Here is a 24035-nt window from a genome sequence, read left to right on the forward strand (position 1 = left end):
GCTCGTTTGGGTACGGAGCCCCTACATTCGGACATGAGCGATACAGGGGTCCTCACGGGCGAGGAGTCGGAGACGAGTACGACCGAGCAATCGGAGACGACGACCGTCAGAGTTCACTGTACGGGACACGTCCGCGGCGCCGTCGGGCAGCCGAAGTTGGAGTACACCTTCGAGGGGTCGACGCTCCGTGCGTTCCTCGAGTCGTTCTTCGAGGAGTACGACGTGGCGGAGTTGCTCATCGCCGAGACCGAAGACGAGGCCGCGGCCCACGGGTGGGTGCGCTCGGACGGCGACCCGCCGGGGTCGTGGGAGAAGAACCCCGAGGGCGAACAGACCCGCGCGTTCGCCCGGGTCGCGGTCAACGGCCGTTTCAACGAACACCTCGACGGTCTCGACACGGAACTCGAGGACGACGACCGGGTCTCGCTGATGTACCCGTTCATGTTCTGCTGTTAACTCGGGGTCAGTCGTCCCACGCCGCGAGGTCTGCGTGTTCGGCGGCGACCCGTTCGATGTCGGTCGTCTCGAGGACGCCGGATTCGGTGACGGCGGCGGTGAACAGGCCGCCGGGCGTCGCCTCGAAGGTCGGATTGTACACGGAGACATCGGCCTCGCCGTCGTAAACCGCGTCGGAGGAACCGACAGCGGTGTCGACATCCGTCCCCGGTACGATTTTGTCGCGGGCACAGACCGCATAACAGTCGGCGTCGGCGTCCACCGCCGCCAGCGCCGCCAGTCGCGTTCCGATTTTGTTGACGACGGTTCCGTCGGCCAACACCGAATCCGCACCGACCAACACCGTATCGATGTCCCGAGACACAACGTCCCCGATGGCGGCGTCGACACACAGCGTCGCGTCGATACCTGCGTCTGCCAGCCGTTCGGCGACGCCGACGCCCTCACGGGTCGGACGGGATTCGGCGACGAACACCGCCTCCGGAGTCGCCGTCAGCAGCGTATCGAGGACGGTTCCGGACCGTGATAGCGTGAGCACTCGGTCGCCGAGCAGGTCCGACGCCTCGACGGCCGCCCCGGCGTCGGCGTCGACGGCCGACCGACAGCCCTCGATGGCTCGGTCGCGAACCGCGGCGGCGGAGGGACCTGCCGTCGCCATCACGCGATTGATGCGATTCGACACGACGCCCATGCTCGGGCGAGCGTCTCGCAGTCGTCGGGCCACGTCAGCGACCGACTCGTATCCGTCGCCGTTCTGGGCCGCGACGGCCGCTCGGTCACGAAGGGCTTCGAGTGCGCGAACCGAGATGTACGCCGCCCCGTGGTCGGTATCCGCCGCGACGGAGTCGACCGTCGGCGCGACGGCCGCATACGTCTCCCACAACTTCGGCACCGTCTCGCGGTCGAGAATGGCCGGCGGTTGGACCCACTCGTAGTCGGCGAGTTCCTCGTTCGGCGTCACGTCGGTCGATTCACAATCGAAGAGATACGGGTGAACGAGCCACCGAACCCCGTGGTCGTCGTCTACGACGGCGACGGGGTCGGTGCTTCGGACGAGCGTGGTGGATTCGAGCAGGCCGGTCTCCTCGTCGATTTCCCACCGTGCGGCGTCGTCGGGCGTCCCTTCGGCGTACCCGGAGACGCCGCCCCACCGACCAGCGTAGGTCCCGACCGAATCGCTCCGGCGGACGAGGAGGATTTCGGTGCCGTGGCGCAGAAAACAGGTGACGACGGACCGTTCGTCCATACCGACCAATCGGTCGCCGAGTGCTTATACGTCCGGTCGGAGTAGCCCCGATATGCGCGTCGTCCTGATGAGCGATACGCACGTCAAGTCCCGCGCTGCTGCGCTTCCGGAGTGGGTGAAATCGACGCTCCGGAGTGCCGAGCACACTATCCACGCCGGCGACTTCGACTCCCGGCCGGCATACGAGGAGGTAGCCGACCTCGCCGACGAGTTGACCGCCGTCGCGGGCAACATGGACCGCGCGCTGGGGTTGCCCGAGGTGGCGACCGTCGAATTGGGCGGCGTCCGGTTCGTCGTCACCCACGGGACTGGCCCCGACGACGGCTACCGCGAGCGCGTACTCGACGTCGTCGAGGACAACGCCTCAGAGGGCGTCCCGACCCTCGGCGTTTCGGGACACACCCACCGCGTCGTCGACGAGGAAGTCGACGGCTATCGCCTGCTGAACCCCGGGAGTGCGACCGGTGCCTTTCCCGCACAGGAGGCGACCCTGATGGTCGCCGAGGTAGACGGCGGCGATTGTTCGGTCGACCTCCGACGGGAGTGAGACGACGGCGATGGGGTGGCGGACATCTCCGGTATCTCGCCCCTTTTTGTCCGGACGGGTCCATTCGGAGGTATGGAGGCCTTCGCCGTCGAGGGATTGCCGGAGATACGCGCGGGCGACGACCTCGCCACGCTCATCGACGAGCACGTCGACTTCGAGGCGGGCGACGTGCTGTGTCTCGCCAGCACGGTCGTCTCGAAGGCCGAAGGCCGGAAGGCCGACCTCGCGGATTTCCCCGCGAGTAGCCGTGCAGAGGCCATCGCCGAGCGCCTCGAATCCGTCACTGGCGAGACGAAAGACCCCCGCTTCGCGCAGGCCGTCTTGGCGGAAAGCGAGGAGCTGGTCATCGAGGCGCCGTTTCTCCTCGCCGTCACCCGCTTCGGCCACGTGACGGTCAACGCCGGCATCGACCGCTCGAACGTCCCCGGCGCGGAGTTGCTGCTGTTGCCCGAAGACCCCACCGCATCGGCCGAACGGCTTTCGGAAGCGCTCGGCGTCCCCGTCGTCGTCACCGACACCTCGGGGCGGCCGTTCCGCTACGGCCAACGCGGCGTCGCCATCGGATGGGCCGGACTCCCCGCCGCCCGCGACTGGCGCGGCGAATCCGACCGCGACGGCCGGGAACTCGACGTGACCGTCCAGGCCGTCGTCGACGAACTCGCCGCCGCAGCGAACCTCGTCGCCGGCGAGGGCGGCGGCGGCACACCCGCAGTCGTAATCCGCGGCTGGGAGTTCGGCGACCACGCCGGCAGCGACGAACTGTTTCGAGCAGACGAGGACGACCTCGTCCGAGACGCCCTTCGCGAGTGGGAGTTCGAGCGATAGCGCGATGTTCGCCGTCGAACAGTCCCCCGCGACCGACTTCGAACCATGATAGGAATCGAACTCACCCCCGAACACCCAGTCAGCCGCATCGCCGACCTCGGCGAAGCGGCCGAAGCCAACGGCTTCGGCACCGTCTTCACGACGTGTCACTACAACAACCGCGACCCCTTCGTCGCGCTGGATAGAATCGCCCGTCGCACCGAATCGGTCCGAATCGGTCCCGGCGTCGCCAACCCCTACGAGACGCATCCGGTGACGCTCGCCTCCCGCGTGGCGACGCTCGATGAAGCCTCCGGCGGCCGGGCCGTCTTCGGCGTCGGCGCGGGCGACAAATCGACGCTGTCGAACCTCGGCTACGACCGCGACCGTCCGCTCCGGCGCGTTCTGGAGACGTTCAAAGTCGCCAGCGACCTCTACGCCGGCGAGCGCGTCGACCACGACGGCACGTTCCTCGCGAAAGACGCCGGTCTCAACTACGCCGATGCCGTCGGCGAGGTTCCGACCTACGTCGGCGCACAGGGGCCCCACATGATTCGGATGGCCGCGAAACACGCCGACGGCGTCCTGTTGAACGGCTCACACCCGCGGGACTTCGCGTGGGCGGCCGAGCAGGTCGAACAGGGACTCGACGAGCGGCCGGCCGAGCGCGGCGGGTTCGATTTCGCCGCCTACGCCGCGGTGTCGGTGTCCGAAGACGCCGAGGCCGCACGCGAGGCCGCACGGCCGCCGGTGGCGTTCATCGCCGCCGGGGCGGCGCCGCCGGTGTTGGACCGTCACGGTCTCGACGGCGACCGCGCCGACCGCATCGGCACTCGCATCTCGGCGGGGGAGTTCACCGAGGCGTTCGAGGCGGTGAGCGAGGAGATGATAGACGCCTTCTGCATCGCTGGGCGACCGGAATCCGTCGAGGAGAAAATCGCGGGCGTGTTGGAGTACGCCGACAGTTTCGTTGCGGGGGCGCCGCTCGGCCCGGACCTCGAAGACGCTATCGAGCTTGCCGGGGCGGTCCTTGACCGCTCGGAAGCAGACGCTTGATAGAGGCGAGAACCCCACCGAGCGTCAACACGCCGAAGACGCCCGCAGCGAGAGTGACGAAGACGGCGCCTGACAGCATCATCGCGGCGACAAGGGGGTCCGTCGCGGCGACCTCTGCGAACCGTTCGATGAGACCGACCGTGTTGTCCGATACACCGGTCTGAATGTCAACCATACACTACCGTTCGACGCCTCCTACTTGTGTGTGTCCGTCCGCCGCCGAGTATAAGCCCGCCGCGTCCCCACGGAACGTATGCGCGATAGCTCGCTGGAGGATTTTCTCGAGGGCGACGACAGTGAGACCGACGCCGGCGGCGATGTCGACGACGACGCAGCCAACGACGCCGACACCGACCCGGACACGGACGCCTCGGGCAGCGTCAGCCCCGCCGTTTCGACGTACGACTGGACCCCGACGGGCGCGACGTGTGCGAGCTGTGACGCCGTCGTCGAGCGCCGCTGGCGGGACGGAAGCGACGACGGCGACGGCGAACTCGTCTGTTTCGACTGCAAAGCGTGGTGAACGCTCACGAGGGGGACGCTCGGTCGGAACCCTTATCCCCGATTGTCCGTTCAGTTCATTCGTAATGGCGACTGGCACGGTTGACTTCTTCAACGACACTGGCGGCTACGGATTCATCGAAACTGACGACGCAGACGAGGACGTGTTCTTCCACATGGAAGACGTCGGCGGCGACGACCTCGAAGAGGGGCAGGAGGTCGAGTTCGACATCGAGGAGGCCGAGAAGGGCCCCCGCGCGACGAACCTGACCCGACTGTAAATCCGAGCGATACGTCGCAACGAGCGACGGAACTACCACAATATCGAGTATTTTTCACCGGACAGCGACGCGTTTCGGTAGTGCTCTCGACCGGAAACGGAGGGGGAAAATTCTCGCGTGTCTGAGTTGTCACGAAGAAAACGAATACGAGAGGCTTATACGTGCCCACCATCTCTCTGTATTCGCAATGGCAAACGGTAAGGTTGACTTCTTCAACGACACTGGCGGCTACGGATTTATCGAGACTGACGACGCGGACGAGGACGTTTTCTTCCACATGGAGGACGTTGGCGGCCCCGACCTCGAAGAGGGTCAGGAAATCGAATTCGATATCGAGGAAGCCGAGAAGGGCCCGCGCGCGACGAACGTCACGCGCCTGTAAGGCTCCCGCTTTCCACACTCGCTTCGAGCGACTGAACTGACTTTTCCGTATTTTTCGATAGACAGCTACTGCTATCTCCGTCACTCAATCGTCGTCCGCCGTGTAGCCCCGCTTCGGTGTTCGATACGATTCGAACACTGCCTCCTCGTTGTCCAGCGTACAGGCGAGGCGATACTGACCGATTCGGAGCTTCGAGAACGGTCCACCGGTCAAGGGTTCGAGAAACGCCGCCGGCTCGCGCCACTCCGAACCAACCACTTCGTCGAGATTCTCGAACTGTCCGGCCGCGCGTTCGGTGAACGCCCACGTCCACCCCTCACTCATCGTCACCCATCATCGCCAGCACCTCCTCGCGTGAGACCAACGCCTCGTCGCCGCTCCGCAGTCCGTGTTCACCCGCGGCAATCTGTTTCCAGCCAGCCCGCGAGAAATCGGGGTTTTTCACCGCATCACGGGCCACGTACCGCAGAAACTCGCTCCGGGAGTTGAACCCCTGTTCGCGCCACGTCGCGTCGATATCTTCGAGGAACGACTCGCTCAATCGGAGGTTAATCTGAACCATCTTCGGGTCCTCGTCGTTCGGGTCTTCACCATCTGACATATACGTCTGCTTTACGTTTGTATATACAAAAGCTATCGGGCGAATGGGTGAACGATGTAGCGTATCAGAGAATCACGCTCTCCAGTACGTCTTGCAACTTCGCTTCGACTTCCGACGCCTGTAGGATGCGAATCGACCGCTGTTCATTCAATGGAGCAGTGTCCGTCTCTTCGATGTCCTGTACGACCAGCAACCCGTTCCATCCTGAGCCGACGTACTCGGTGTCGCTCTCGTAGACGAATTCGTCTTCCCGTCGCAGGAAGGCGAGATACTCGATTGTCTCCTTGATGCCCGTACGAACCGTATCCGGGCGCGTCGAGTTCTTGATTTCTGTGATGAGGTACTCGTGTCGCTCTTCGGTGTCGACTTCGAGGACGATAACGTCCGGCCGACCGGTCGTTTGCCTGAACTCCTCCTCTCGGAAGTACGTCGACATCACCTCCCGTGTTTCCCGCTGTATCATCTCCGTTCGGGTGAGCTTTTCACGGGCCTTCTCGAAGTTCTCCGGGACGAACGACAGGCCGCGTCCGGACGCGGAGTTGTCGTGATACAGCGCGATTTCGGTGTCACCGTCCTCCATTCGGGCGACTTCTTGGGAGTCCGTTTCGATGGTCGACAGCGTGAACGACTCCCCCCGGAGCGATTCGATGGTCGAGACGTATCGAAAGAGGACGTACAACTCCAGCAGCGTCTCTTCGTCATCCGGAGTGATGGCGGTTTCTTCGAGGAGGTCCGCAATCGCATCAGTATCACCGTCGAGACTGGCTCGATACGAGCGAAGCAGACCCGCCGCTTCGGTGTAAACCGGGGTTCGTGCCTCTTCGGCCCGCTGGAGCATTCGCTCGGTCGGTTCGTACTCCTCAGGGTCGCGGATACGGGTGACGTGGACGTTCCGCTCGAAGACGCGTTCCATCACGTCGACGAGTTCGAGGTTCTCCCGCCACCGCTCGGTCACCCACTCGTAGTCGGCGCGAAGGTACTTCGAGCAGTCCTGAAGCGTCTCGTAGAGTATCGCCAGCAGACGCTTGAGAACGACGTTCTCGGCGATGTCGTAGCTCTCCGAGCGATTGTCACAGACGAACAGTGACGCGTCACGCGGGTTCGTCGAATACCGCTTCTTCACCGTCGCTGGCCAGTTGATTCGACCGCCGACCTCTCCTCGGGAGACCGTCCTGACGTTCTCGGTTTGGGTTTTGACGTTCCGAAGTCGCTCGGGAAGTCGTTCGACGAACTGGACGACCTCCGGTTTCAACAGGAAGTGGAGTCGGACGAGCGACTCGTAGTCGTCGAAACGCTCGTCGAGGCCCGTCGGTTTCAGTTCCCGTGCGATGTGTGCTTCGGGGAACGTCCCGTGCATCACGTAGGTGAGGATGTCCTGTGACAGCCCCGAGACGAGCGCCTCCCTATCCATCGGCAGTTACTCCCAGCACATCGGCCGCCAAGCGGTCGAGACGAGACCGGTCGATAGCGTCCGAGGCGGCGATTCGAGAGACGATTCGCTTCCGGTTCGGAACGCCCTCCAACTGCGGGAACACGTAGTTCGACACCGCTTGCGTCAACGCGACCTGCCGGTCGATGTCGTGGGCCGTGACGTGTGAGAGGATGTCCTTGATGATGGCAGGACCGATTTCACGGCCGTCGTCCAGTGCGTTAATCCTGAACCACAGGTCACCGACATCCCGTAGCGTCTCCTCGTCGGCATCGATGTTCCACACGTCGGCGTACGACTCGACGAGGTCAGCCTGTTCGTCGGGAGCCTCCGGAACCGTCGGTGCGCCGACGTGGACGAACGCGAACCGGCGCATGAACGCATACGAGAGTTCGTACAGCGACGTTTTGTCGTAACTGTTCATCGTCGCGAAGATGCGCCACGATGACGGGACGACGTATCTGTGGGCAAGTAAGTCGCCATCGAAGTCATCCGCGGGAAGAATCTCGATTTCCTCGCCACCACGCTTGTAGGGCAACTGGACTGCCTGTCCCGAAAGCAGTGTGAACAACTGGCCGAACGACTTGTCGATATCTGCGCGGTTGATTTCGTCGATGACCAGCAGTTCGTTCCGCTGTGTGTCGTTTCGCTTGAACCGTCGGAGAACCTGTCCGGGTTCGAACGTCAGGTCGTCGCCGTCGGTCTCGTCGGGCATATAGCCGCCGACGGTTTCGAACGTCGACCAGTCTGCTGTCGCCGTGGTGAGTTGGTGGCCGGTGTAAATGTCAGGATACGAGTTGGTTAGATACTCACAGAGCAGTCGGGCGATTTCCGTCTTTCCGGTCCCCGGTGGACCGGTGAAGATGAGGTGTTTTCCTGCGTTCAGCGCAGCGTTGACTTGGTCGAGAATTTCGGTCGCCTGACCGTCCGGAAAGTGTAGGTCGTCGAGAACTGAATCCGGGATATCGACCGCAGGAACGTCAGTCACGTTCGGCGTCGTCGTCTCTTCGGAGCGTTCACCGTAGACGAGGTTCTCGATGGAGCCGTACCGGCCTCTGATACCGCCGAGTCCCATCTCGTTGAGCGGGCTGAATCCCATCGGATACGTGATGTCGTAGCCGGCGAGGTCGTGAATCTCCGCAGAGTCTATGTCCGTCTCGACCGGCTCTTCGAGGTAAATGATACAGACCCACGGACTGTCCTTCTCGTGGTTCGGCCAGACGGCCCGTCCGAGCGGTTCGTTCTTTTCGGTCCCGAGAACCCGAGCGACGTGGTCGTAGCTACCGTTCTGATAGAAGAAGAGGTAATCCCCGGCCTCAATGTGCTTCCAACTCCCCTCGACGGATTCCTTGGTACCCCACAGCCGAACTGGACTGCTGGAGGGGTACTTCTCGGAGTGTTCGGCGATTTGTGCTTCGGAAAGGCCGTCGAGAGCGGTTCGTTGGAAGTTCTCTTGGGCGGCGGCGTTGCCGTAGGGAGCGAGAAATACCTCCGGCCCATCGTACGTCATCGTCCGTCTGTGTTCCGTCGTCGAAATAAAAGTATGCGAGCGGTCGGCAAGCGTTTATGAACGATAACAGGCCGATGAATCGCATGCTTCTTCGAAAACACCCCGACGCTCGTTGTCCGAGGTGTGGATCAACGCTGTGGTACGGCCTCAAAGCGGAAGCGACGGGATGGAAGATTAACTACGACTGTGTACGTCCAGAGGGCTGTGGACGGGAGTTCACGCCCGGTCGAATCGACCGCTCTTCAGTGAGCGGGCCCGACGAAGCACACCGTCAGGCCGAGCGCCTTGGAACGGTACTCTACTGAATCCTCCTCGGTCGTCCATACTCGAAGAAATCTCCTGTGCGGTCCATACCCCAACCTCCATAGTGCTTACGTCGCTTCGGCCCCATCGACAGGTAATGACAGTCGTACCGCGACCACAAGACGTATGGCGTGTTTCTCCGGGTATCCGGTACGCCCTCCATGACTGACACGACCGAGTCATCGGCCGCGCCGCCGGCCGAGCGGGCGGTCGACGTACAGCGTGCCGGCGAGACCGCCCGGGACGTCATCGACAACGTCCAGCGGGTCATCGTCGGCAACGACGACAGCATCGAGCATCTGGTCACCGCGCTGTTGGGCGGCGGCCACGTCCTCCTAGAGGACGTCCCCGGCGTCGGCAAGACGATGCTCGCGCGTGCGGTCGCCGAATCCTTCGACTGCTCGTTCAAGCGCGTCCAGTTCACCCCGGACCTCCTGCCGGCCGACATCACCGGCGCGAACGTCTACAACCAACAGACGAGTACCTTCGAGTTCCGCGCGGGGCCCGTCTTCGCCAACGTCGTCTTGGGGGACGAAATCAACCGCGCGCCGCCGAAGACACAGGCCGCCCTGCTCGAAGCGATGGAGGAGGGACAGGTAACCGTCGACGGCGAGAGCCATCCGGTACCGGACCCCTTCGTCGTCATCGCCACGCAGAACTCTATCGAGCGCGAGCGCACCTACGAGCTGCCGGCCGCGGAGTTGGACCGTTTCATGCTGAAGTTGCATCTCGGCTACCCCGACCCCGACGACGAGTCGGAGGTCATCGACCGCGCCGTCGGCGGCCACGCCATCGACGACATCTCGGCGGTCGCGACCGACGAAGCGCTCCGGGAGGCCCGCGAAGTGACCGGGAACGTCGAGGTTCGGGACCCGCTCCGGCAGTACGTCACGCGGCTGGCGAACTACACACGCGAGCACGCGGAGTTGGGCGTCAGCCCCCGCGGCTCTATCGCCCTGGTTCGGGCCGCACAGGGCCGTGCCGTACTCGACTCCCGCGACTACGTGATTCCCGACGACGTACAGGCCGCCGCTCCGGTCGTCTTTCCTCACCGGATGCGGACCAGCCCCGGCGACGATGATAGCGAGGCCGTCGTCGAGGCGGCGCTGGAATCGGTCGCCGTCGAGGAGTGAGAGCGGGCGATGCTCACGAACGTCCGAAACCTGCGGCCGACGCGTCGGGGCTACGCCATCCTCACGGTGGCGCTGTTGGCGTTCCTCTTGGGCGCCGGCGCGGGCGCGCGGTCGCTGAACGCCGTCGTCGTCCCCGCCTTGGTCGGCCTCTTCGCGGGTGCCGTCCAACTCCTCCGAGCCGACCCGCCGACCGTCGAGCGCTCGACACCCGAGGCAGGCTTTCCCGGCGAGTCTCGAACCGTCACCCTCAGCGTCGACGCCGACGTTCCCTGTACGGTCACCGAGTCGCTCGGGGATGGCCTCGACGCCGAGACGACCGAGGCGACCGTCGGACACGGCGGGACCTTCGAGTACGACATCGAGTTGCGCCGCCGCGGCGAACACGCCCTCGGGCCGGCGACCTGCCGAGTGACCGACTCACTCGGCCTGTTCAGAACCGACGTGGAGACGGAAGGGACGACGACGGCGCTCGTTTATCCCGACGTGTACGGCCTCGAAGACGACACGCTGGGGTCGCTCACCAGTCGCGTCCTCGGCGACGACCGCTCGTCGTTCGACCGCCTCCGTGAGTACGGCCCCGGCGACACGATGCGGGACATCCACTGGCGGGCGAGCGCGAAGCGAACGGACGAGGAGTTCGTCGTCGCCGAATACGAGAGTCGTTCGGAGGCGACCCAACTCGACGTGGTCGGGGAGTCGGCGCTGGGCAGCGCCGACGCGATGGCCGAGAGCGTCGCCTCCCTCGTGGCCCACCTCCACGATCTCGGCGTCACCGTCGCCGTGACGGTCCCCGACGGGAGTACCGTCGCCCACCCCGGCGACGTCATCTCGGTGCTTCGGCTGCTCGCACGCACCGGCGACGGGTGGGTCGACCCCGAACGCCGGCGGAGCGCCGACGTGTCCGTCCTCGGAAAGGGGGGCAGCGCGACCGTCACGTTCGCGAACCGCGAAGTCGACTTCGAAGGACTGTCGGGTGCCCACCGGAGTCGGGAGGTGCTGGCGTGAGCACGACCGACCGGTCGGTTCGCGACGCGCTCGGCGCCATCGAGGCCCCGGTCGACCCAGCCCGACTTCTCGCGCTCGGCGGCGTTGCGACCACCCTCGGCGCGTTCTGTTACGTCCTCTATCAGATACTCGTTATCACCGGCGACGCGACGCTCCTGTACTACGTCGTCGGTGGGGCCGCACTCGCCGGCGGCGTACTGGCGTGGCTCATCCGCCCGCGAACCGCCATCGGAATCGGCGCGGCGGCCGTCGTCGTCGGGACCTACCTCTACATCCAGTCGCTCCCCGGCGGGTTCGGCTTCCTGGTGTTGGTTGGGCCGATGCTGAGCGACGTGTTCGCGCTGATGGGCGGTCTCTCGGTGCTCCGTATCGTCAACGCCGACGTGTGGGCGCTTTCGGCCGCCCCGGGGCCGGTTTTCCTGGCTACCTACCTCGCGTTGCGTCGCAACTACGTCGCCGCCAGCGCCGTCGCCGGCGGCGCCCTCGGCGTGGTCGTGTTGACCGGCGACGCGACCACGCCGACCACGCTCGTCGGCGTCGTCGGCGTCACCCTCGCGTTGGCCTTCGGCGACTGCGACCGCCGCGGCGAGTCACTCAGAAACGCCGACGGCGTCGTCGTCTTGCTGGCGACGATGGTCGTGTTGACGCTGTTCGTCGGCGTCGTCCCCGGCGCCGCCGGGTCGTTCATCTCCTCGGAGGGCGTCGGCACCCAGACCTCGACGATGGAGTCGAGTCTCGTCCACGCCGGCGACAGCCTCGCCGTCACCGGCCCCGTCGAACTCTCCCCGGAGGTGCGCTACACCGTCGAAGCCGACGCCGAGGCGTACTGGCGGGTCGGTACCTACGACCGCTACACCGGCGGGGGATGGGTCCAAAGCGGCGAGATGCGCAACTACGGCGGGTCGCTGCCGCCGCCGCCCGGCGAGACACGGACGCTCGAACAGCGTTACACCGCCGAAACCGACATCGCAACGCTCCCGGCGGCGAACACGCCCGTCGACATCGACGACGTTCCCGTTCCCGTCCAAGTGACCGACAGCGGCGCGTTCCAGCCCGCCAGCCCGCTGCAGGCCGGCGAGTCCTACACCGCCACGAGCGAGGTACCCGTCGCCCCGCCGGCGGACCTCCGGACCGCCGGGACCGACTACCCCGACGCCGTCACCGAGCGGTACACCCAGTTGCCGTCCAGTACGCCCGCCCGCGTGACCGAGCGGACTGACCGACTCACTGCCAACGCCGAGAACCCCTACGACACCGCTCGCGTCCTCGAACAGTGGCTCCAGAACAACTACGACTACTCGCTGGACGTCGAACGGCCACGCGGGAACGTCGCCGACGAGTTCCTCTTCGAGATGGACGCGGGCTACTGTACGTACTTCGCGACGACGATGGTGACGATGCTCCGCACCCAGGATATCCCGGCGCGGTTCGTCGTCGGCTACACCCCCGGCCAACAGGTCGAGGACGGCGAGTGGGTCGTCAGAGGGTACAACTCCCACGCCTGGGTCGAGGTGTACTTCCCCGAACACGGCTGGGTGAAGTTCGACCCCACGCCCTCGGACCCCCGCATCGCCGAGGAGCGAGAGATCCTCGCCGACGCACGCTCGGACAACGACAGCGACATCGACACCAACGACTCACTCGACTCCGATTTCGACCAAGGGACGCCCGACCCGACGACACCCGAGGGGCCGAACGGGACGGCCACCGAACCGAACGGCACCGAGACGACGCCCACCGACGGTCCGCCGGGAACCGACGGTGACGGCGGGTTCTCGCTGCCGACGATACCGATTCCGACGCCCGAACAGGCCGGCTTCGGGTTGCTCATCTTCGCCGGCGTCGTCGCCGGCCTCAGACGCACCGGCACCGACCGACGCCTCTACCGGGAGTTGTGGCTCAGACGCCTCCCGGCCGACGACCCCGAGGCCGTCGTCGCCGGCGTCTATCACCGCGTCGTCCACCTCGAAGAGCGCGACGGGCGCCGGAAAGCCCCCGGCGAGACCCCCCGGCAGTACCTCGTCGGCGACGATCGAATCGAGCGCGTCGGCCGACTGTACGAGCAGGCCCGCTACGGCCACGGCGTCGATGCTTCCGACGCTGCGGCGGCCAGAGCCGACCTCGCTGAACTGCTCGAAGAACGGTCTCGGCTCCCCCATCTGGTCGAAAAGCGGAATACACGGTCCCGATAGTGTTTAATACGGCCGTCGTGTACACCCGGATTGTAATGTCGGAAGTCTGCTCGACGTGCGGTCTCCCCGAGGAACTCTGCGTCTGTGAAGACGTCGCCAAGGAGTCCCAGGAGATCAACATCCGCATCGACGAGCGCCGATACGGTAAGGAGGTAACGGTCATCGAGGGGTTCGACCCCCGAGACGTCGATCTCGACTCGCTGTCGAGCGACCTGAAATCGAAGTTCGCTTGCGGCGGCACCGTCGAGGACGGCGTCATCGAACTACAGGGTAATCACCTCGGACGCATCGAGGATTTCCTTCAGGAGAAAGGGTTCAACGTTGCGTAACACCCTCTGAACCGCACGTCGAGTCCGTTTTTCGAGCGCCCACTCCACCAGCGGCAGCCACGGAGTGCCCTTCAGAACGGCGCGTCCGGGCCGTCGTCGCCGGCCGCGATTCCCGACTCCGTCTCCTCGCCAGACGCCAGTTCGTACTCCCAGCCCTCGATTCCGGGCGCGAGCGAGTCGACTCGCCCCGAGAACCCCTCGAAGGACCCGATGAGTCGGGCAGCCTGCTGGCTCGCCTGCCCGTGGGGACACACCGTCACGACGCGGTCGGCGTCGGCGAACTCCTCGATTCGCGTCGTCAGTTCCCCAAACGGGACGTTCTCGCTGCCGGGGATGTGCCCGCGGGTGAAGGCGGTGGGTGACCGAATGTCGACGATGCGAACGTCCTCGCCGTCGTCGAGTAGCGCCTGCAGTTCTGCCGCAGAAATCTCGCCGTCCATACTGGTGGGTAGGCGACGAACGTATTAAACGGCAGGACTGGACGCCCTCACAACAGCCCGTCGGCCTCGGCCAACAGCAGGCCTTCGATGGTGGCGTCGTTTGCCGGCCCCGACCGCGCGAGGTCGAGTGCGGATTCGACGGGGACCGTCCTCACGTCGAGGAACTCGTTGCCGTCGAGTTCCCGGGCGCCGACCGAGAACCCCTCGGCCCACGCGATGCCGCGTTCGTGGCGCAACACGCCCGTCGAACACCAGAAGTCCTCGATGAGTTCGACCGACTCCGCGATAAGACCGACCTCCTCTTCCAGTTCTCGGGCGCCTGCCTCGGCGTAGCTTTCGCCGTCCTCGACGATGCCCGCGGGGAGTTCGTAACACAGTTCCCGGATAGTGGGTCGGAACTGCTCGACCATCGCGACCGACCGGCCCTCACCGGGAAGCCCAAGCGATGCCGGGTCGTCGACGATTGCGACGATGACGACCGCCGGTGGCAACTCCGCCCAGTAGTAGCGCTTCTCGCGGCCGTCCGGTAACTCGACGAGGTCGTAGCCGCCGGTGTACCACCCCGTCTCGTACTCGGTGACGGACTCGACGACGTGCCAGTCGTGGTCGGATGGACTCGGGTCGGCCATCTACTCGGCCCCCACGCGGACGATTTCGAGGCGGTAGCGCTGGCCACCCAACTCGACGTACGCCGTATCACCGACCGGCGACTCGGCACCACGTTCGACCGCAGTCGCGTTTCTGGTCCGGAACTCGCCGAACTCGTCGAATGGCGTGTGGGTGAACGCCTCTTTGAACCCGACCGGGCCGGTGTAGTAGGCCTCCGACCGGGCCGGCGTCTCGCCGGCTTCGGCGGCCTCTATCGCGGCGACGCTGTAGGGGAACCGCCGGTCGGTGAGGTTGTTCGCGTCGACCGTCGGCCCCGGTTCCTCGACGGCCGTCGCCTCGACGTAGTATGGGTCGCCGGTCTGGATGTAACTGGGAAGGGCACCCAACGCCAGCAGGACGACCACCAGCGCCAACAGGAAGACGACGAGGTTGCGCGTTATCCGTCGCATAGCTCCTCCCGGTAGATGCGGTTGAACGCGACCCGTCGGAGCGTCGCAACCGCCGCCTCGGGTTCGTTCTGGAACGTCGCCGCGACGGCGGCACCATCGGGGCCGGCGTGCCAGGCCACCCGCTCGACGTTGTCGCTGCCGACGACGTGTACGTCGCCGTCGAAGCTCTCCCGCCAGGCGTCGAACTCCTCAGTGGACCCGACGGTGACCGCAAGCGTCTCGGCGAACGTGGCCTGCCGGGCCGTCTCGACGACCTCGCTGGTCACGCGGTCGTCGTACTCCTCGCGGTCGAACGCCATCGCTTTGGTGACCTCGCGAACGACGGTCTGTGCCGTCGGTCCGAGCGCCTCGTACCGGTTCCGGGCGTCGGCCCACGACTCCGGGGCGAACGTCCCTTCGGTGTCCATACCGGCAGAAAAGAGCCGCTGCCGTTACTCGTTTTCGGCTTCTTCGTCGCCGGCATCGCCATCCCGCAGCATCTCGCGGGTCATCTCCCGTGCCTCTTCGAGAATGGCTTCGGTCTCGGCGTCGGCTGGCTCCGAGGTGCTGGCGGCGGGGTCGCCGTGGGCGCCGTGGCCGTGGTCGTGGTCGTGACCGTGGCCCGACTCCTCGAACAGCGCCCCGGACCGTTCTTCGAGTGGGTCATCCGGGTCTTCGGGTGAGCCGACGGTGTCCTCGAACACCTGCGGGAACTCCGTCTCCTCGACGTCGTCGGTGACGACCTCCGCGAGCTCCGACTCACCCATCTCGTTCCAGTCGGGAACGTGCTCGTCGAGCCACGTCTCGTGGTCGGCGTCGCCGAGGATGGCGGTGAAGGCGAGGTGGTTCGCGAGGTGACCCGCGTCGGCTTGTGGGTCCGAACAGACGGGGCAGGCGTATCCCATACCCCGAATCGGCGTTCCAGCGGCAAAACGCCTGCGCCTACGGTCGACGTTTTATTTCCCGCCGGGGAGATACTCGGCTATGACCGCCCCTCCCGGTCGCGACGAACGACTCCAGCGGTTCGAACCCCCGCTGGCCGCGGCCGCACTCCTGTCGACGGTCGTGAGTCTCGAAACGAACCTGCTTCCCTCCTGGTGGGAACTCGGCCCCACGACGCTGCCACCGATGTCGCTGTACCCGGTGCCGCTCGCGGCCGTCGTCCTCGCAGTCGCCGTCGGCAGTTACCGGCGGAGCGGCTCCGTGGGAATTCCCCAGCTCGCGAAAGTGGCCCTCGCATCGCTCGTCGTGTTCACGGCTGGGTATGCGGTTCTGGTGTTGAACCAGGCCAGCGGCGGGGTGTTCTTCGCCGGTTTGCCACCGATGCTCCTCGGCGTGCTCCTCTCGGTGACGTGTCTCCTCGAGCGAGGCCTCGCTATCGTTCGGCGGGTCTACGACTCGGCGGGGTGACAGGTCACAGCTCTCGAACCATCACGTACGCGTCCTCGCCGTCGTCGTAATACCCCGGCACGGCGTGGTGAATTTCGAAGCCGAACTCCCGATACAGCGACAGCGCCGCGTCGTTACTCTCTCGGACCTCCAGTTTCACGCGGCCGACACTCTGAGTCGCAAGCGTTGCGAGCGCACGCGAGAGCAGCAGTCCGCCGATGCCCTCGCCGCGACGCTCGGGGGCGACCGCGAGGTCCTTGACGTGGCCGATGGAGACGCCGTGGTTCGGAATGCTGTCGGCGACGACGTAGCCGACGATTTCGCCCGCCTCCACGTCGTCGGCTCCCCCATCCGCCTCCGCGACCAGAAACCCGGGTTCGTCCAGAAATCGCTCGAACGCCGCGTAGGGCCACGCCTGCGGGAACGACCGCTTCTCGATGCGGAACACCGACAGGAGGTCCCCACGAGTGGCCTGCCGAACCCCCACGTCGGCGCGCGGCGCCGTCGTAGTCACGTTTTCACTTACGTGGACGGCGGCATATGCCTACCGGCCGCGACACCATATATAAATACAGTGCTTGGAATCTAAGGGCTGGCCAGAAGATTCATTTACCCTCGGGAGTTAGAGTCGGATGCACCCGTTTGGGTGCATCCCCACCCCCCACCCCGCTTTTACACGACAGATAGCCGCTGCACTGTCCAGTTCGGTTTATGTCGGTCGCTGTAAGCGAGCCAGCGGCTCGGAGCTGCGGCTGGCCGTGTAGCGTCGAAAAAATGAACGAGTGTTGTGAACCGAGGCTTCAGTCGTCCGCGGGCGCGGCGCCGGAGCTCTCGTCGTGCTGTTTCTTGACGTGGGGGAGCTTGCCGCCGTTGGCGAGGATTTCGCGCTCGCGCTCGGAGGCGTCCAGCGTCGCGGTGAGTTCCCAGTCGTCGTTGACGCGGACCGTGAACTCTTCCTGACCGGAGCGGACGGCCTCTGCGACGTCGTCGACGATTTCGATGTCGTCGCCCTGCTCGATGTTCTCGTAGTCGGCCGCGTCGATTTCCAGCGGGATGAGACCGAAGTTGAACAGGTTCGCCTTGTGGATGCGGGCGAAGCTCTGTGCGAGGACGCCCTCGATGCCGAGGTACATCGGACACAGCGCCGCGTGCTCACGCGAGGAGCCCTGTCCGTAGTTCTCGCCGGCGACGAGGAAGCCGCCGTCGCTGTCGAGAGCACGCTGTGCGAACGTGTCGTCGACACGCGAGAGCGTGAACTCCGAGAGCTTCGGGATGTTCGACCGGTACATCAGGATGTCCTGCGTCGCAGGGATGATGTGGTCGGTCGTGATGTTGTCCTCCATCTTGAGGAGGGCCGGACCCTTCAGTTCGGCGTCGAGTTCGTCCTTCAGCGGCACGTCGCCGATGTTGGGGCCCTTGATGAGCTCGTCGTCGACGGCCTCGTCGGGCGCGATGAGGTCGGGGTCGTCCTGGGCCATGCCGGGGCCGTACTTGTCGCCCATCTCGAAGCCGGGGTCCTCGAGGTCGCCGAGTTCGTCGGCGAGGTCACGCGGGTCGACGATTTCGCCGGCGATGGCGGCCGCGGTGGCGACCTCCGGCGAGCAGAGGTAGACGTTGTCGTTCTCGATGCCGGAGCGACCCTCGAAGTTGCGGTTGAACGTCCGCAGCGAGACGGAGTCGGAAGCGGGAACGTGGCCGATGCCGATACAGGCACCACACGTCGCCTCGGAGAAGTTGACGCCGGCCGCCATCATCTCCGCGGTCCAGCCTTCACGGGCGAGCATCTCGGAGGCCTGCTTCGAACCGGGCGCGACGATCATCTCGGTCTTCTTGTCCGTGGTGCGGCCTTCGAGCATCTTCGCGCCGGGGAGGATGTCCTCGTAGGCACCGTTCGTACAGGAGCCGATGATGACCTGGTCGACGTCCGTGCCGGCGACCTCGCGGACGGGCACGACCTTGTCGGGCATGCTCGGACACGCGATGAGCGGTTCGAGCTCCGAGAGGTCGACCGTAATCTGGTCGGCGTACTCGGCGTCGTCGTCGGGTTCGAGGTCGACGTACTCGTCTTCGCGGCCGAACAGCGAGAGCCACTCCTTGGTCTTCTCGTCGGTCGGGAAGATGGACGTGGTCGCGCCGAGTTCCGTCCCGAGGTTCGTAATCGTCGTCCGCTCGGGGACGGTGAGGTTCTCGACACCGGGGCCGGTGTACTCGAAGATTTTGCCGACGCCGCCTTTCACGGACAGCTCGCCGAGCAGGTGCAGCGCGATGTCCTTTGCGGTCGCCCACTCGGGGAGTTCGCCCTCGAGGCGAACGTTGACGACTTCGGGCATCTCGATGTAGTAGGCGCCGCCACCCATGGCGACGGAGATGTCGATACCGCCGGCACCGATGGCGAGCTGGCCGAGCCCGCCGGGCGTCGGCGTGTGGCTGTCCGAACCGAGGAGCGTCTTGCCGGGCGCGGCGAAGTTCTCCTTGTGGACGTTGTGACAAATGCCGTTGCCGGGGCGGCTGAAGTACGCGCCGTACTTGCCGGCCGCCGAGCGAAGGAAGCGGTGGTCGTCCGTGTTCTTGAAGTCGAACTGATACGTCTGGTGGTCGCAGTACTGCGCGGCGAGTTCCGTCTGGACTTCGTCCATTCCGAGCGCCTCGAACTGCAGCCACACGAACGTACCCGTCGTGTCCTGTGTCAGAACCTGGTCGATCTCGATTCCGATTTCCTCACCGGTCTCGAGTTCGCCCTCGACGAGGTGGTCGTCGAGGATTTTTTCTGCAATCGTCTGTCCCATAACGTCCGTAGGTGGTCCCTCACAAGATATAAATCCGGCGTGTTCGCCACGTATTGCGGCCGCCATCGGCCGATTTGGCAATATTCGCACCTAACAGTTGTGGCTTTTCGACTAATATTCGTTAACGTTTTTTGACGAACGATTGATTCGGGCGCCGTCGCGGGGAGAAAAGTCGACCTGTCAGGCGATTCGGGAGAAGGCGAGATTGCCGCTCGTGTTCTCGATGTACACCTCGACCACGTCGCCCTCGCTGGCGCCGGGGACGAAAATCGTGTAATCGCCGCGGTGGGCGACGCCGTCGCCCTTCCGGCCGGTGTCGGTCACTTCGACCGTGTACGTCTCGCCGGTCTTTACCTCGTCGCGCTGCTGTCGGGTGTTCGAAGAGCCGCCGCCCTTCTTCACCGGTCGGAACGCACCGCAGGCGTCACAGCGAAGCATCATCGTCCGATCCTCCTGGACGAGTCGGGTGTCGGGGAGGCCACACTCGCTACAGCGGACGTACTCTTCGGTGTAGTCCTCGACGGCGGCCTCGAAGTCCCGTTCGTCGAAGTTGCCGTTGTAGCGGCCGACGCCCTCCTCCAGTTTGCCGGAGGTCGCGAGGGCGCGCTGGACGAACCGGTGGAGGTGGTCCGTCTCGCGGGCCAGCGCGTCGGCGACCGCATCGAGGTTGTTGAACCGGGTGAAGGCGCCGTCGGCTTGCGCCTGGGGGTCGGGGACCGAGAGCCGGTCGCCACCCGACTGGATGTCGGGGACGGCGTCCAGCGCTCGGTCGAGGCTGGCTTCGTACTCCATACCCTTTCGAAGCGGTGCCGACCTAAATGGGTTCCGAGACGGGAAACGCTCTTTTCGCCGCCCGACGACCCCGAAACATGGACCCGACGACACCACAGGAGGCCTGCTTCGAGGCCGGTATCAAGTTCGGCACGCTGTATCACCAGTTCGCGGGCACGCCCGTCTCGCCGACCAGCAGCGCGAGCCTCGAAACCGCAATCGAGGAGGCAATCGAGAACCAGCCGTTCTGTGCGTCGGTCACCGTCGACATCCTCGACGACGCGCTGGCGGCCGAACTCGACGGACAATCGGCCGACTACACGGAACTGACCGGCCGGTTCATGGACGTCGAGATGGACATCGACTACGAGGGCTGTCGCGTCCGCGCGTCGATGGCGATGGACGGCGACTACCCGCGCATGCGCGTAGACAGTGTCGAGTCGTGAGTCTCAGACGACGAACGACACCGGCTCGACTTCCATAAACGCCCGCTCGTAGCCCTCGTGGCGGGCGACCTGCGGCGGCGTCACCGGCGTGAGAACGATCTCGTCGCCCGCCCGCAACGCCGTCGACAGTTCGGCGCCGTAGTGATACCCCACCTCGGGGTCGAACGTCCGCCGGAGGTCCAGTTCTGTGAACATCTCACCGCCGCGGCGAACCGTCGCCGACCACGCTGCCCCGGGAATCGCCATCCGATTGTACGGCGTCCGGAGGTACGCGGCGAGATACTGGTCCCCGACCGGCGCGGCGTCGCCATCGAGTATCGTCGGGACGACCTCGGCGTCGTGCGTCGAGGCGGTTCCGAGTCCCTCGCCCGGAACGTCCTCGACGGTCAACGGGGAGGGAAGGGCGTCCATCCGCGAAGGGGACGCCGCGCCGCGCTCGCCGTACTCCTCCAGACGCTCGACGGCGACGGCCTCTCGTTCAGCCTCGGTGAAAGATAGCGGAAGGGTGGCCGACTGCGGCGACTCGAACCGCCCCTCGAACGCGCCCGTCGCCCGAATCGGGAGGCCGCCGACGGTCACCTCGACCTCGTAGGTGCCGTCGCCGTCGAGGATGAAGTTCCCGCCGTAGTGAAAGCCCATGCTCTGGGAGAGCATCGGATAGATGACTTCCTCGCTGACCGTCTCGCCGTCTCGTGATATCTCGACCGACAGTCCCGTCTCGGGGACCACCACGCCGGTTTCGGGATCCCAGACGGCGGCCATGAGATGGAGGTCGTCGGCCGGGCGGATGGGCCGCTCGCTGGCGCGGTCGCCCTCGACGAGCCAGAAGCGATGCGGGGCGGCGTACATCAGCGCGACGCGATACGGCCCCGCTTCGGCCCGCCCCTGCATCGACATCGCGTTCTCGAAGGGCTGGACGTACACGCCGTGGGGGAGGTCGACGCCCTCGTAGTACGGCGGCGTCCCGGTCGGCCGCGGCGACGGTGTCTGCCGAGGCGTCGACTCCGGCGGCGACTTACCACCGGCACAGCCCGCCAACGACCCGAAGACGGCGGCGCTGGCCGTCAGGAACGTCCGCCGGTTCATCGGTCGAGATTCGAATACATCCGAGATGTGGGTTCTGGTTCAGTCGACGACGGCGATTACTCCTCGCGGTCGAAGAACTCCGCGGTGCGCTCCCGGAGCCGTTCGCGTTGGGCGTAGGTGAACCCGGTGAGACCGGCCGCGGTGCCGGCCGTCAGCCCGCTGACTGCTGCGGTCGGGTCGTTCTGGTCGATACCCGCCAGCACCGGCGAACTCATCGTCCCGGAGAGGGCCTGCCACGTCTCGCCGCCGTCGTCGCTGAACTCGACGGGGCCGAAGATTTGCGTTCCCGTGTCGTCGACGCCGTCGTCGGGCGACTCCGCGAAGTACGCCACCGTATCACCGGGCGCGGCCGTCGCCTCGAACTCGACAGCCACCTGTCCGCCGAGGGCGTACGTCTCGCTGTCGTCGCCCGCCACGACCTCCCACCCGCTGGGGATGCGGTCGCGAATGTAGACGTCCTCGTCGGCGTCGGCGACGGTGAGGCGGATGCGGCCGGCCTGGTCGGCGGTGTAGACGGACCGGTCGGCGTCGCGCTCGATGTCGACGAAGGGGATGGCTCCCCGTGCGCCGATGTCGTCGTGTTTGATGGCGAAGACGCCCTGATTGATATCCGCCGAGTACGTGATACCCCGATGGCTGATGGCACCCCAGACGTTCGGTTGGGCGCTGGAAAGGCCCGTCATCTTCGACTCCTCGGGGACGTCCTCGACGGGACGGGCGAAGTCCGCGCCGTTCGGCTCCGAGAGGTCCCAGTCGGTGGCGTCGTTAGCGCGGTCGGTCGGAACACCGTCGATGACCTGCCACGACCCGGCGCTCTCGGGTGCCGTGGCTCCGGCGGTGTTGCCGCGGCCGTTGGTCCCGACGTAGACGCCGGCGCCGAGTTCTGGGTCGTCGCTGATGGTCGTTCCGCGGTCGGAGCCCGGAGTCACTTTGAGGAAGCGCGTTCCGCCGTGGTAGTGACCGACGTGGAGCCACAACTCGCCGTCGTGGAACGCGGGGTCGGAGTTGTGCGGGCTCAGCTCGAAGCCCTCGAAGGTCACCTCGTCCTGCCACGTGTAGTTGGCGAGTTCCCCGCACTCGACGACGCCGTCGGCCTCGTAGATGTCGTCGGTGTCGACGAGGTAGATGGTCCCCGTGCTGCCGGGGTTGGGCTTGCCATCGCGGGGGGTTTCGGCGTCGACGCTCGGTTCCTCGTGGCTGGCGAAGGCAACGCGTCGCTCCTCGCCGTCGACGGTGACCGTATCGGGAGCCGGCACCGCGTAGTGGCCCTGCAGCATCGGGAAGATGCCTATCTGTTCGAGGTCCATCGGGTCCGAACCATCGAGGATGACGGTGCCGCCGTCCCAATAGGAGAGGTAAATCGTCGGGGTGCCGTTCTTCGGGTCGTTCTGGACGTGAACGTCGTGACAGTAGAAGTTGAGTCCGCCGAAGCCGGTGTCGCCCTGGGCGTCGTCGCCCGACGGCGTCCAGCGATTGACGAGCGTCAACCCGAGTTCCTGCCGGTCGAAGCGGAAGACGTACAGGCCGGCCTCGCCCTCGTTGATGTCCTTGCAGGCGAAGACGTAGTCCTGTCCGTCGATGCGGTGGTGGAAGCAGTTGTGGATGCCCGTCGAGAACCCCTCCGCCACGTCGACGATTTCGGGACGGCGCTTGTCGGAAACGTCGATTGCGAGCAGGCTGCCGGTGTTCGGACCGCTTGACGAGGAATCCCGGTCGTTCAGTTCCTGGTTTTGGCCCAGTTCGCCGAACAGCGCGGTGATGGGTTGGGTGCCGACGAAGACGTAATCGCCCGTGTCGTCGGTCTTCACGTCCATCATCGCCGTCGCCGGGTTCTGGTTGCGGAAGAACGACTCGACGACGAGTTCGGCCTGGTCGAGTTCCTCGGAGGTCTTCGCCCGGTTGAACTGCGCGATGTTGACGACTGCGAGGCCCCGACCGCTGCTGGAGCCCCGCGCGGAGAACATGCTCACGTAGGCGTAGTCGCCGCGAACGTCGATTTCGGTGATGCCGCCGAAGTGCGGCGACCGGGCACGGCCGCCCGTTCCGGCCGGTCCCTCGTCGCCGAGGCTGTGATAGCCGAACACCTCGCTGTTCTTCGATAGTCCCACGTTCTCCGGAATCCCGTCGTCGGTGGTGTCAGCCTGCGGTCCCTCGGTGGTGGTGTTCGACCCGCCCCAACGGTGGCCCGCCGCCTGTCCCATCGCACCGACGCCGAGCGTCGCGCCGATGGCCTTCAGCACCGACCGCCTCGTCGTCGCGCCGAGTTCGTCGATGTTGCGTCTCATTATACCACACAGTGTCAAAT

At 65.5% G+C, this 24035-nt stretch carries 29 protein-coding genes; 13 read left to right on the forward strand and 16 right to left on the reverse strand.

The window, feature by feature from the left end; all coding sequences use genetic code 11:
- Positions 1–33 precede the first annotated feature (33 nt).
- Positions 34–456, forward strand: coding sequence for a MoaD/ThiS family protein (locus tag HWX69_RS01920; RefSeq protein WP_178915378.1), 423 nt, complete (start codon positions 34–36; stop codon positions 454–456).
- Positions 457–463: 7 nt separating this feature from the next.
- On the opposite strand, the gene HWX69_RS01925 is transcribed toward HWX69_RS01920, so the two are convergent.
- On the reverse strand, positions 464–1702 hold the full coding sequence (locus HWX69_RS01925; RefSeq protein WP_178915379.1) for an eIF2B alpha/beta/delta subunit family protein: 1239 nt from the start codon (positions 1700–1702) through the stop codon (positions 464–466).
- A gap of 52 nt (positions 1703–1754) precedes the next feature.
- Here HWX69_RS01925 and HWX69_RS01930 point away from each other — a divergent pair, with 52 nt between their 5' ends.
- The 3 genes from HWX69_RS01930 to HWX69_RS01940 all read left to right on the forward strand — a co-directional run bounded on the left by HWX69_RS01930 (position 1755) and on the right by HWX69_RS01940 (position 4109).
- The gene (locus HWX69_RS01930; protein WP_178915380.1) at positions 1755–2249 is read left to right on the forward strand and encodes a metallophosphoesterase family protein; all 495 of its coding nucleotides are present in this window, start codon (positions 1755–1757) and stop codon (positions 2247–2249) included.
- Between the two features lie 72 nt (positions 2250–2321).
- Entirely contained in the window at positions 2322–3074 is a 753-nt protein-coding gene (locus HWX69_RS01935) for a coenzyme F420-0:L-glutamate ligase (RefSeq protein WP_178915381.1), read from the forward strand.
- Positions 3075–3119: 45 nt separating this feature from the next.
- Entirely contained in the window at positions 3120–4109 is a 990-nt protein-coding gene (locus HWX69_RS01940; protein WP_178915382.1) for a 5,10-methylenetetrahydromethanopterin reductase, read from the forward strand.
- Here HWX69_RS01940 and HWX69_RS01945 read toward each other — a convergent pair.
- Positions 4060–4284: a hypothetical protein gene (locus HWX69_RS01945; RefSeq protein WP_178915383.1), complete on the reverse strand. Its 225-nt coding sequence runs from the start codon at positions 4282–4284 to the stop codon at positions 4060–4062. The genes HWX69_RS01940 and HWX69_RS01945 overlap by 50 nt on opposite strands.
- A 78-nt stretch (positions 4285–4362) precedes the next feature.
- Between HWX69_RS01945 and HWX69_RS01950 the strand changes: the two genes are divergently transcribed.
- The 3 genes from HWX69_RS01950 (at position 4363) to HWX69_RS01960 (ending at position 5273) form a co-directional block, all read left to right on the forward strand.
- Complete coding sequence (locus HWX69_RS01950; protein WP_178915384.1) at positions 4363–4632, forward strand: DUF7573 domain-containing protein; 270 nt, start codon at positions 4363–4365, stop codon at positions 4630–4632.
- A gap of 64 nt (positions 4633–4696) precedes the next feature.
- The gene (locus HWX69_RS01955; RefSeq protein ID WP_178915385.1) at positions 4697–4891 is read left to right on the forward strand and encodes a cold-shock protein; all 195 of its coding nucleotides are present in this window, start codon (positions 4697–4699) and stop codon (positions 4889–4891) included.
- 187 nt (positions 4892–5078) lie between these two features.
- The gene (locus HWX69_RS01960) at positions 5079–5273 is read left to right on the forward strand and encodes a cold-shock protein (protein WP_178915386.1); all 195 of its coding nucleotides are present in this window, start codon (positions 5079–5081) and stop codon (positions 5271–5273) included.
- Between the two features lie 84 nt (positions 5274–5357).
- On the opposite strand, the gene HWX69_RS01965 is transcribed toward HWX69_RS01960, so the two are convergent.
- From HWX69_RS01965 to HWX69_RS01980, 4 genes are all read right to left on the reverse strand, one after another.
- Positions 5358–5597 (reverse strand): type II toxin-antitoxin system RelE family toxin, encoded by a 240-nt coding sequence (locus HWX69_RS01965; RefSeq protein WP_178915387.1) that lies wholly within the window; start codon positions 5595–5597, stop codon positions 5358–5360.
- Complete coding sequence (locus tag HWX69_RS01970; protein WP_178915388.1) at positions 5590–5874, reverse strand: ribbon-helix-helix domain-containing protein; 285 nt, start codon at positions 5872–5874, stop codon at positions 5590–5592. The genes HWX69_RS01965 and HWX69_RS01970 overlap by 8 nt, the downstream gene beginning before the upstream one ends.
- A gap of 64 nt (positions 5875–5938) precedes the next feature.
- Positions 5939–7285, reverse strand: a complete 1347-nt coding sequence (locus HWX69_RS01975) for a hypothetical protein (protein WP_178915389.1) — start codon at positions 7283–7285, stop codon at positions 5939–5941.
- On the reverse strand, positions 7278–8813 hold the full coding sequence (locus HWX69_RS01980) for an AAA family ATPase (protein WP_178915390.1): 1536 nt from the start codon (positions 8811–8813) through the stop codon (positions 7278–7280). Before HWX69_RS01980 ends, HWX69_RS01975 begins: the two co-directional genes overlap by 8 nt.
- 464 nt (positions 8814–9277) lie before the next feature.
- Here HWX69_RS01980 and HWX69_RS01985 point away from each other — a divergent pair, with 464 nt between their 5' ends.
- From HWX69_RS01985 to yciH, 4 genes are read left to right on the forward strand one after another with little or no spacing between them, the layout of a single operon-like run.
- On the forward strand, positions 9278–10249 hold the full coding sequence (locus tag HWX69_RS01985; protein WP_178915391.1) for an AAA family ATPase: 972 nt from the start codon (positions 9278–9280) through the stop codon (positions 10247–10249).
- 9 nt (positions 10250–10258) lie between these two features.
- Complete coding sequence (locus HWX69_RS01990; RefSeq protein ID WP_178915392.1) at positions 10259–11254, forward strand: DUF58 domain-containing protein; 996 nt, start codon at positions 10259–10261, stop codon at positions 11252–11254.
- Positions 11251–13446 (forward strand): transglutaminaseTgpA domain-containing protein, encoded by a 2196-nt coding sequence (locus HWX69_RS01995; protein WP_178915393.1) that lies wholly within the window; start codon positions 11251–11253, stop codon positions 13444–13446. The genes HWX69_RS01990 and HWX69_RS01995 overlap by 4 nt, the downstream gene beginning before the upstream one ends.
- 35 nt (positions 13447–13481) lie before the next feature.
- Complete coding sequence (yciH, locus tag HWX69_RS02000) at positions 13482–13775, forward strand: stress response translation initiation inhibitor YciH (RefSeq protein WP_156710340.1); 294 nt, start codon at positions 13482–13484, stop codon at positions 13773–13775.
- A 71-nt stretch (positions 13776–13846) separates the two neighbouring features.
- Here the strand turns inward: yciH and HWX69_RS02005 are convergent, their stop codons facing one another.
- The 5 genes from HWX69_RS02005 to HWX69_RS02025 are packed head-to-tail and all read right to left on the reverse strand — an operon-like array spanning position 13847 to position 16157.
- A complete protein-coding gene (locus HWX69_RS02005; protein WP_178915394.1) occupies positions 13847–14215 on the reverse strand; it encodes a rhodanese-like domain-containing protein in 369 nt (122 codons plus the stop codon).
- A 47-nt stretch (positions 14216–14262) separates the two neighbouring features.
- Positions 14263–14844 (reverse strand): NUDIX hydrolase, encoded by a 582-nt coding sequence (locus HWX69_RS02010; RefSeq protein ID WP_178915395.1) that lies wholly within the window; start codon positions 14842–14844, stop codon positions 14263–14265.
- Positions 14845–15273 carry a hypothetical protein gene (locus HWX69_RS02015; RefSeq protein WP_178915396.1) on the reverse strand — a complete coding sequence of 143 codons (429 nt, stop codon included), beginning with the start codon at positions 15271–15273 and terminating at the stop codon, positions 14845–14847. It lies immediately after the preceding gene.
- A complete protein-coding gene (locus HWX69_RS02020) occupies positions 15261–15680 on the reverse strand; it encodes a DUF5809 family protein (RefSeq protein WP_178915397.1) in 420 nt (139 codons plus the stop codon). The genes HWX69_RS02015 and HWX69_RS02020 overlap by 13 nt, the downstream gene beginning before the upstream one ends.
- 24 nt (positions 15681–15704) lie before the next feature.
- The gene (locus tag HWX69_RS02025; RefSeq protein ID WP_178915398.1) at positions 15705–16157 is read right to left on the reverse strand and encodes a DUF5810 domain-containing protein; all 453 of its coding nucleotides are present in this window, start codon (positions 16155–16157) and stop codon (positions 15705–15707) included.
- Positions 16158–16236: 79 nt separating this feature from the next.
- On the opposite strand from HWX69_RS02025, the gene HWX69_RS02030 reads away from it, so the two are divergent.
- A complete protein-coding gene (locus tag HWX69_RS02030; protein WP_178915399.1) occupies positions 16237–16662 on the forward strand; it encodes a hypothetical protein in 426 nt (141 codons plus the stop codon).
- A gap of 4 nt (positions 16663–16666) precedes the next feature.
- Here HWX69_RS02030 and rimI read toward each other — a convergent pair whose 3' ends face one another.
- From rimI to HWX69_RS02045, 3 genes are all read right to left on the reverse strand, one after another.
- Complete coding sequence (rimI, locus tag HWX69_RS02035; RefSeq protein WP_178915400.1) at positions 16667–17155, reverse strand: ribosomal protein S18-alanine N-acetyltransferase; 489 nt, start codon at positions 17153–17155, stop codon at positions 16667–16669.
- Positions 17156–17441: 286 nt separating this feature from the next.
- Positions 17442–19427 (reverse strand): aconitate hydratase, encoded by a 1986-nt coding sequence (locus HWX69_RS02040; protein ID WP_178915401.1) that lies wholly within the window; start codon positions 19425–19427, stop codon positions 17442–17444.
- Between the two features lie 180 nt (positions 19428–19607).
- Positions 19608–20219 carry a translation initiation factor IF-2 subunit beta gene (locus HWX69_RS02045; protein ID WP_178915402.1) on the reverse strand — a complete coding sequence of 204 codons (612 nt, stop codon included), beginning with the start codon at positions 20217–20219 and terminating at the stop codon, positions 19608–19610.
- Between the two features lie 77 nt (positions 20220–20296).
- Between HWX69_RS02045 and HWX69_RS02050 the strand changes: the two genes are divergently transcribed.
- The gene (locus tag HWX69_RS02050; RefSeq protein WP_178915403.1) at positions 20297–20644 is read left to right on the forward strand and encodes a dihydroneopterin aldolase family protein; all 348 of its coding nucleotides are present in this window, start codon (positions 20297–20299) and stop codon (positions 20642–20644) included.
- Positions 20645–20647: 3 nt separating this feature from the next.
- Here the strand turns inward: HWX69_RS02050 and HWX69_RS02055 are convergent, their stop codons facing one another.
- Positions 20648–21730 carry an iron transporter gene (locus HWX69_RS02055; RefSeq protein WP_178915404.1) on the reverse strand — a complete coding sequence of 361 codons (1083 nt, stop codon included), beginning with the start codon at positions 21728–21730 and terminating at the stop codon, positions 20648–20650.
- Between the two features lie 56 nt (positions 21731–21786).
- Positions 21787–24015 (reverse strand): LVIVD repeat-containing protein, encoded by a 2229-nt coding sequence (locus HWX69_RS02060; RefSeq protein ID WP_178915405.1) that lies wholly within the window; start codon positions 24013–24015, stop codon positions 21787–21789.
- Positions 24016–24035: the final 20 nt, after the last annotated feature.

Origin of the sequence: Natronomonas gomsonensis, from assembly GCF_013391635.1 — an archaeon.
Classification (GTDB): Archaea; Halobacteriota; Halobacteria; order Halobacteriales; family Haloarculaceae; genus Natronomonas; species Natronomonas gomsonensis_A.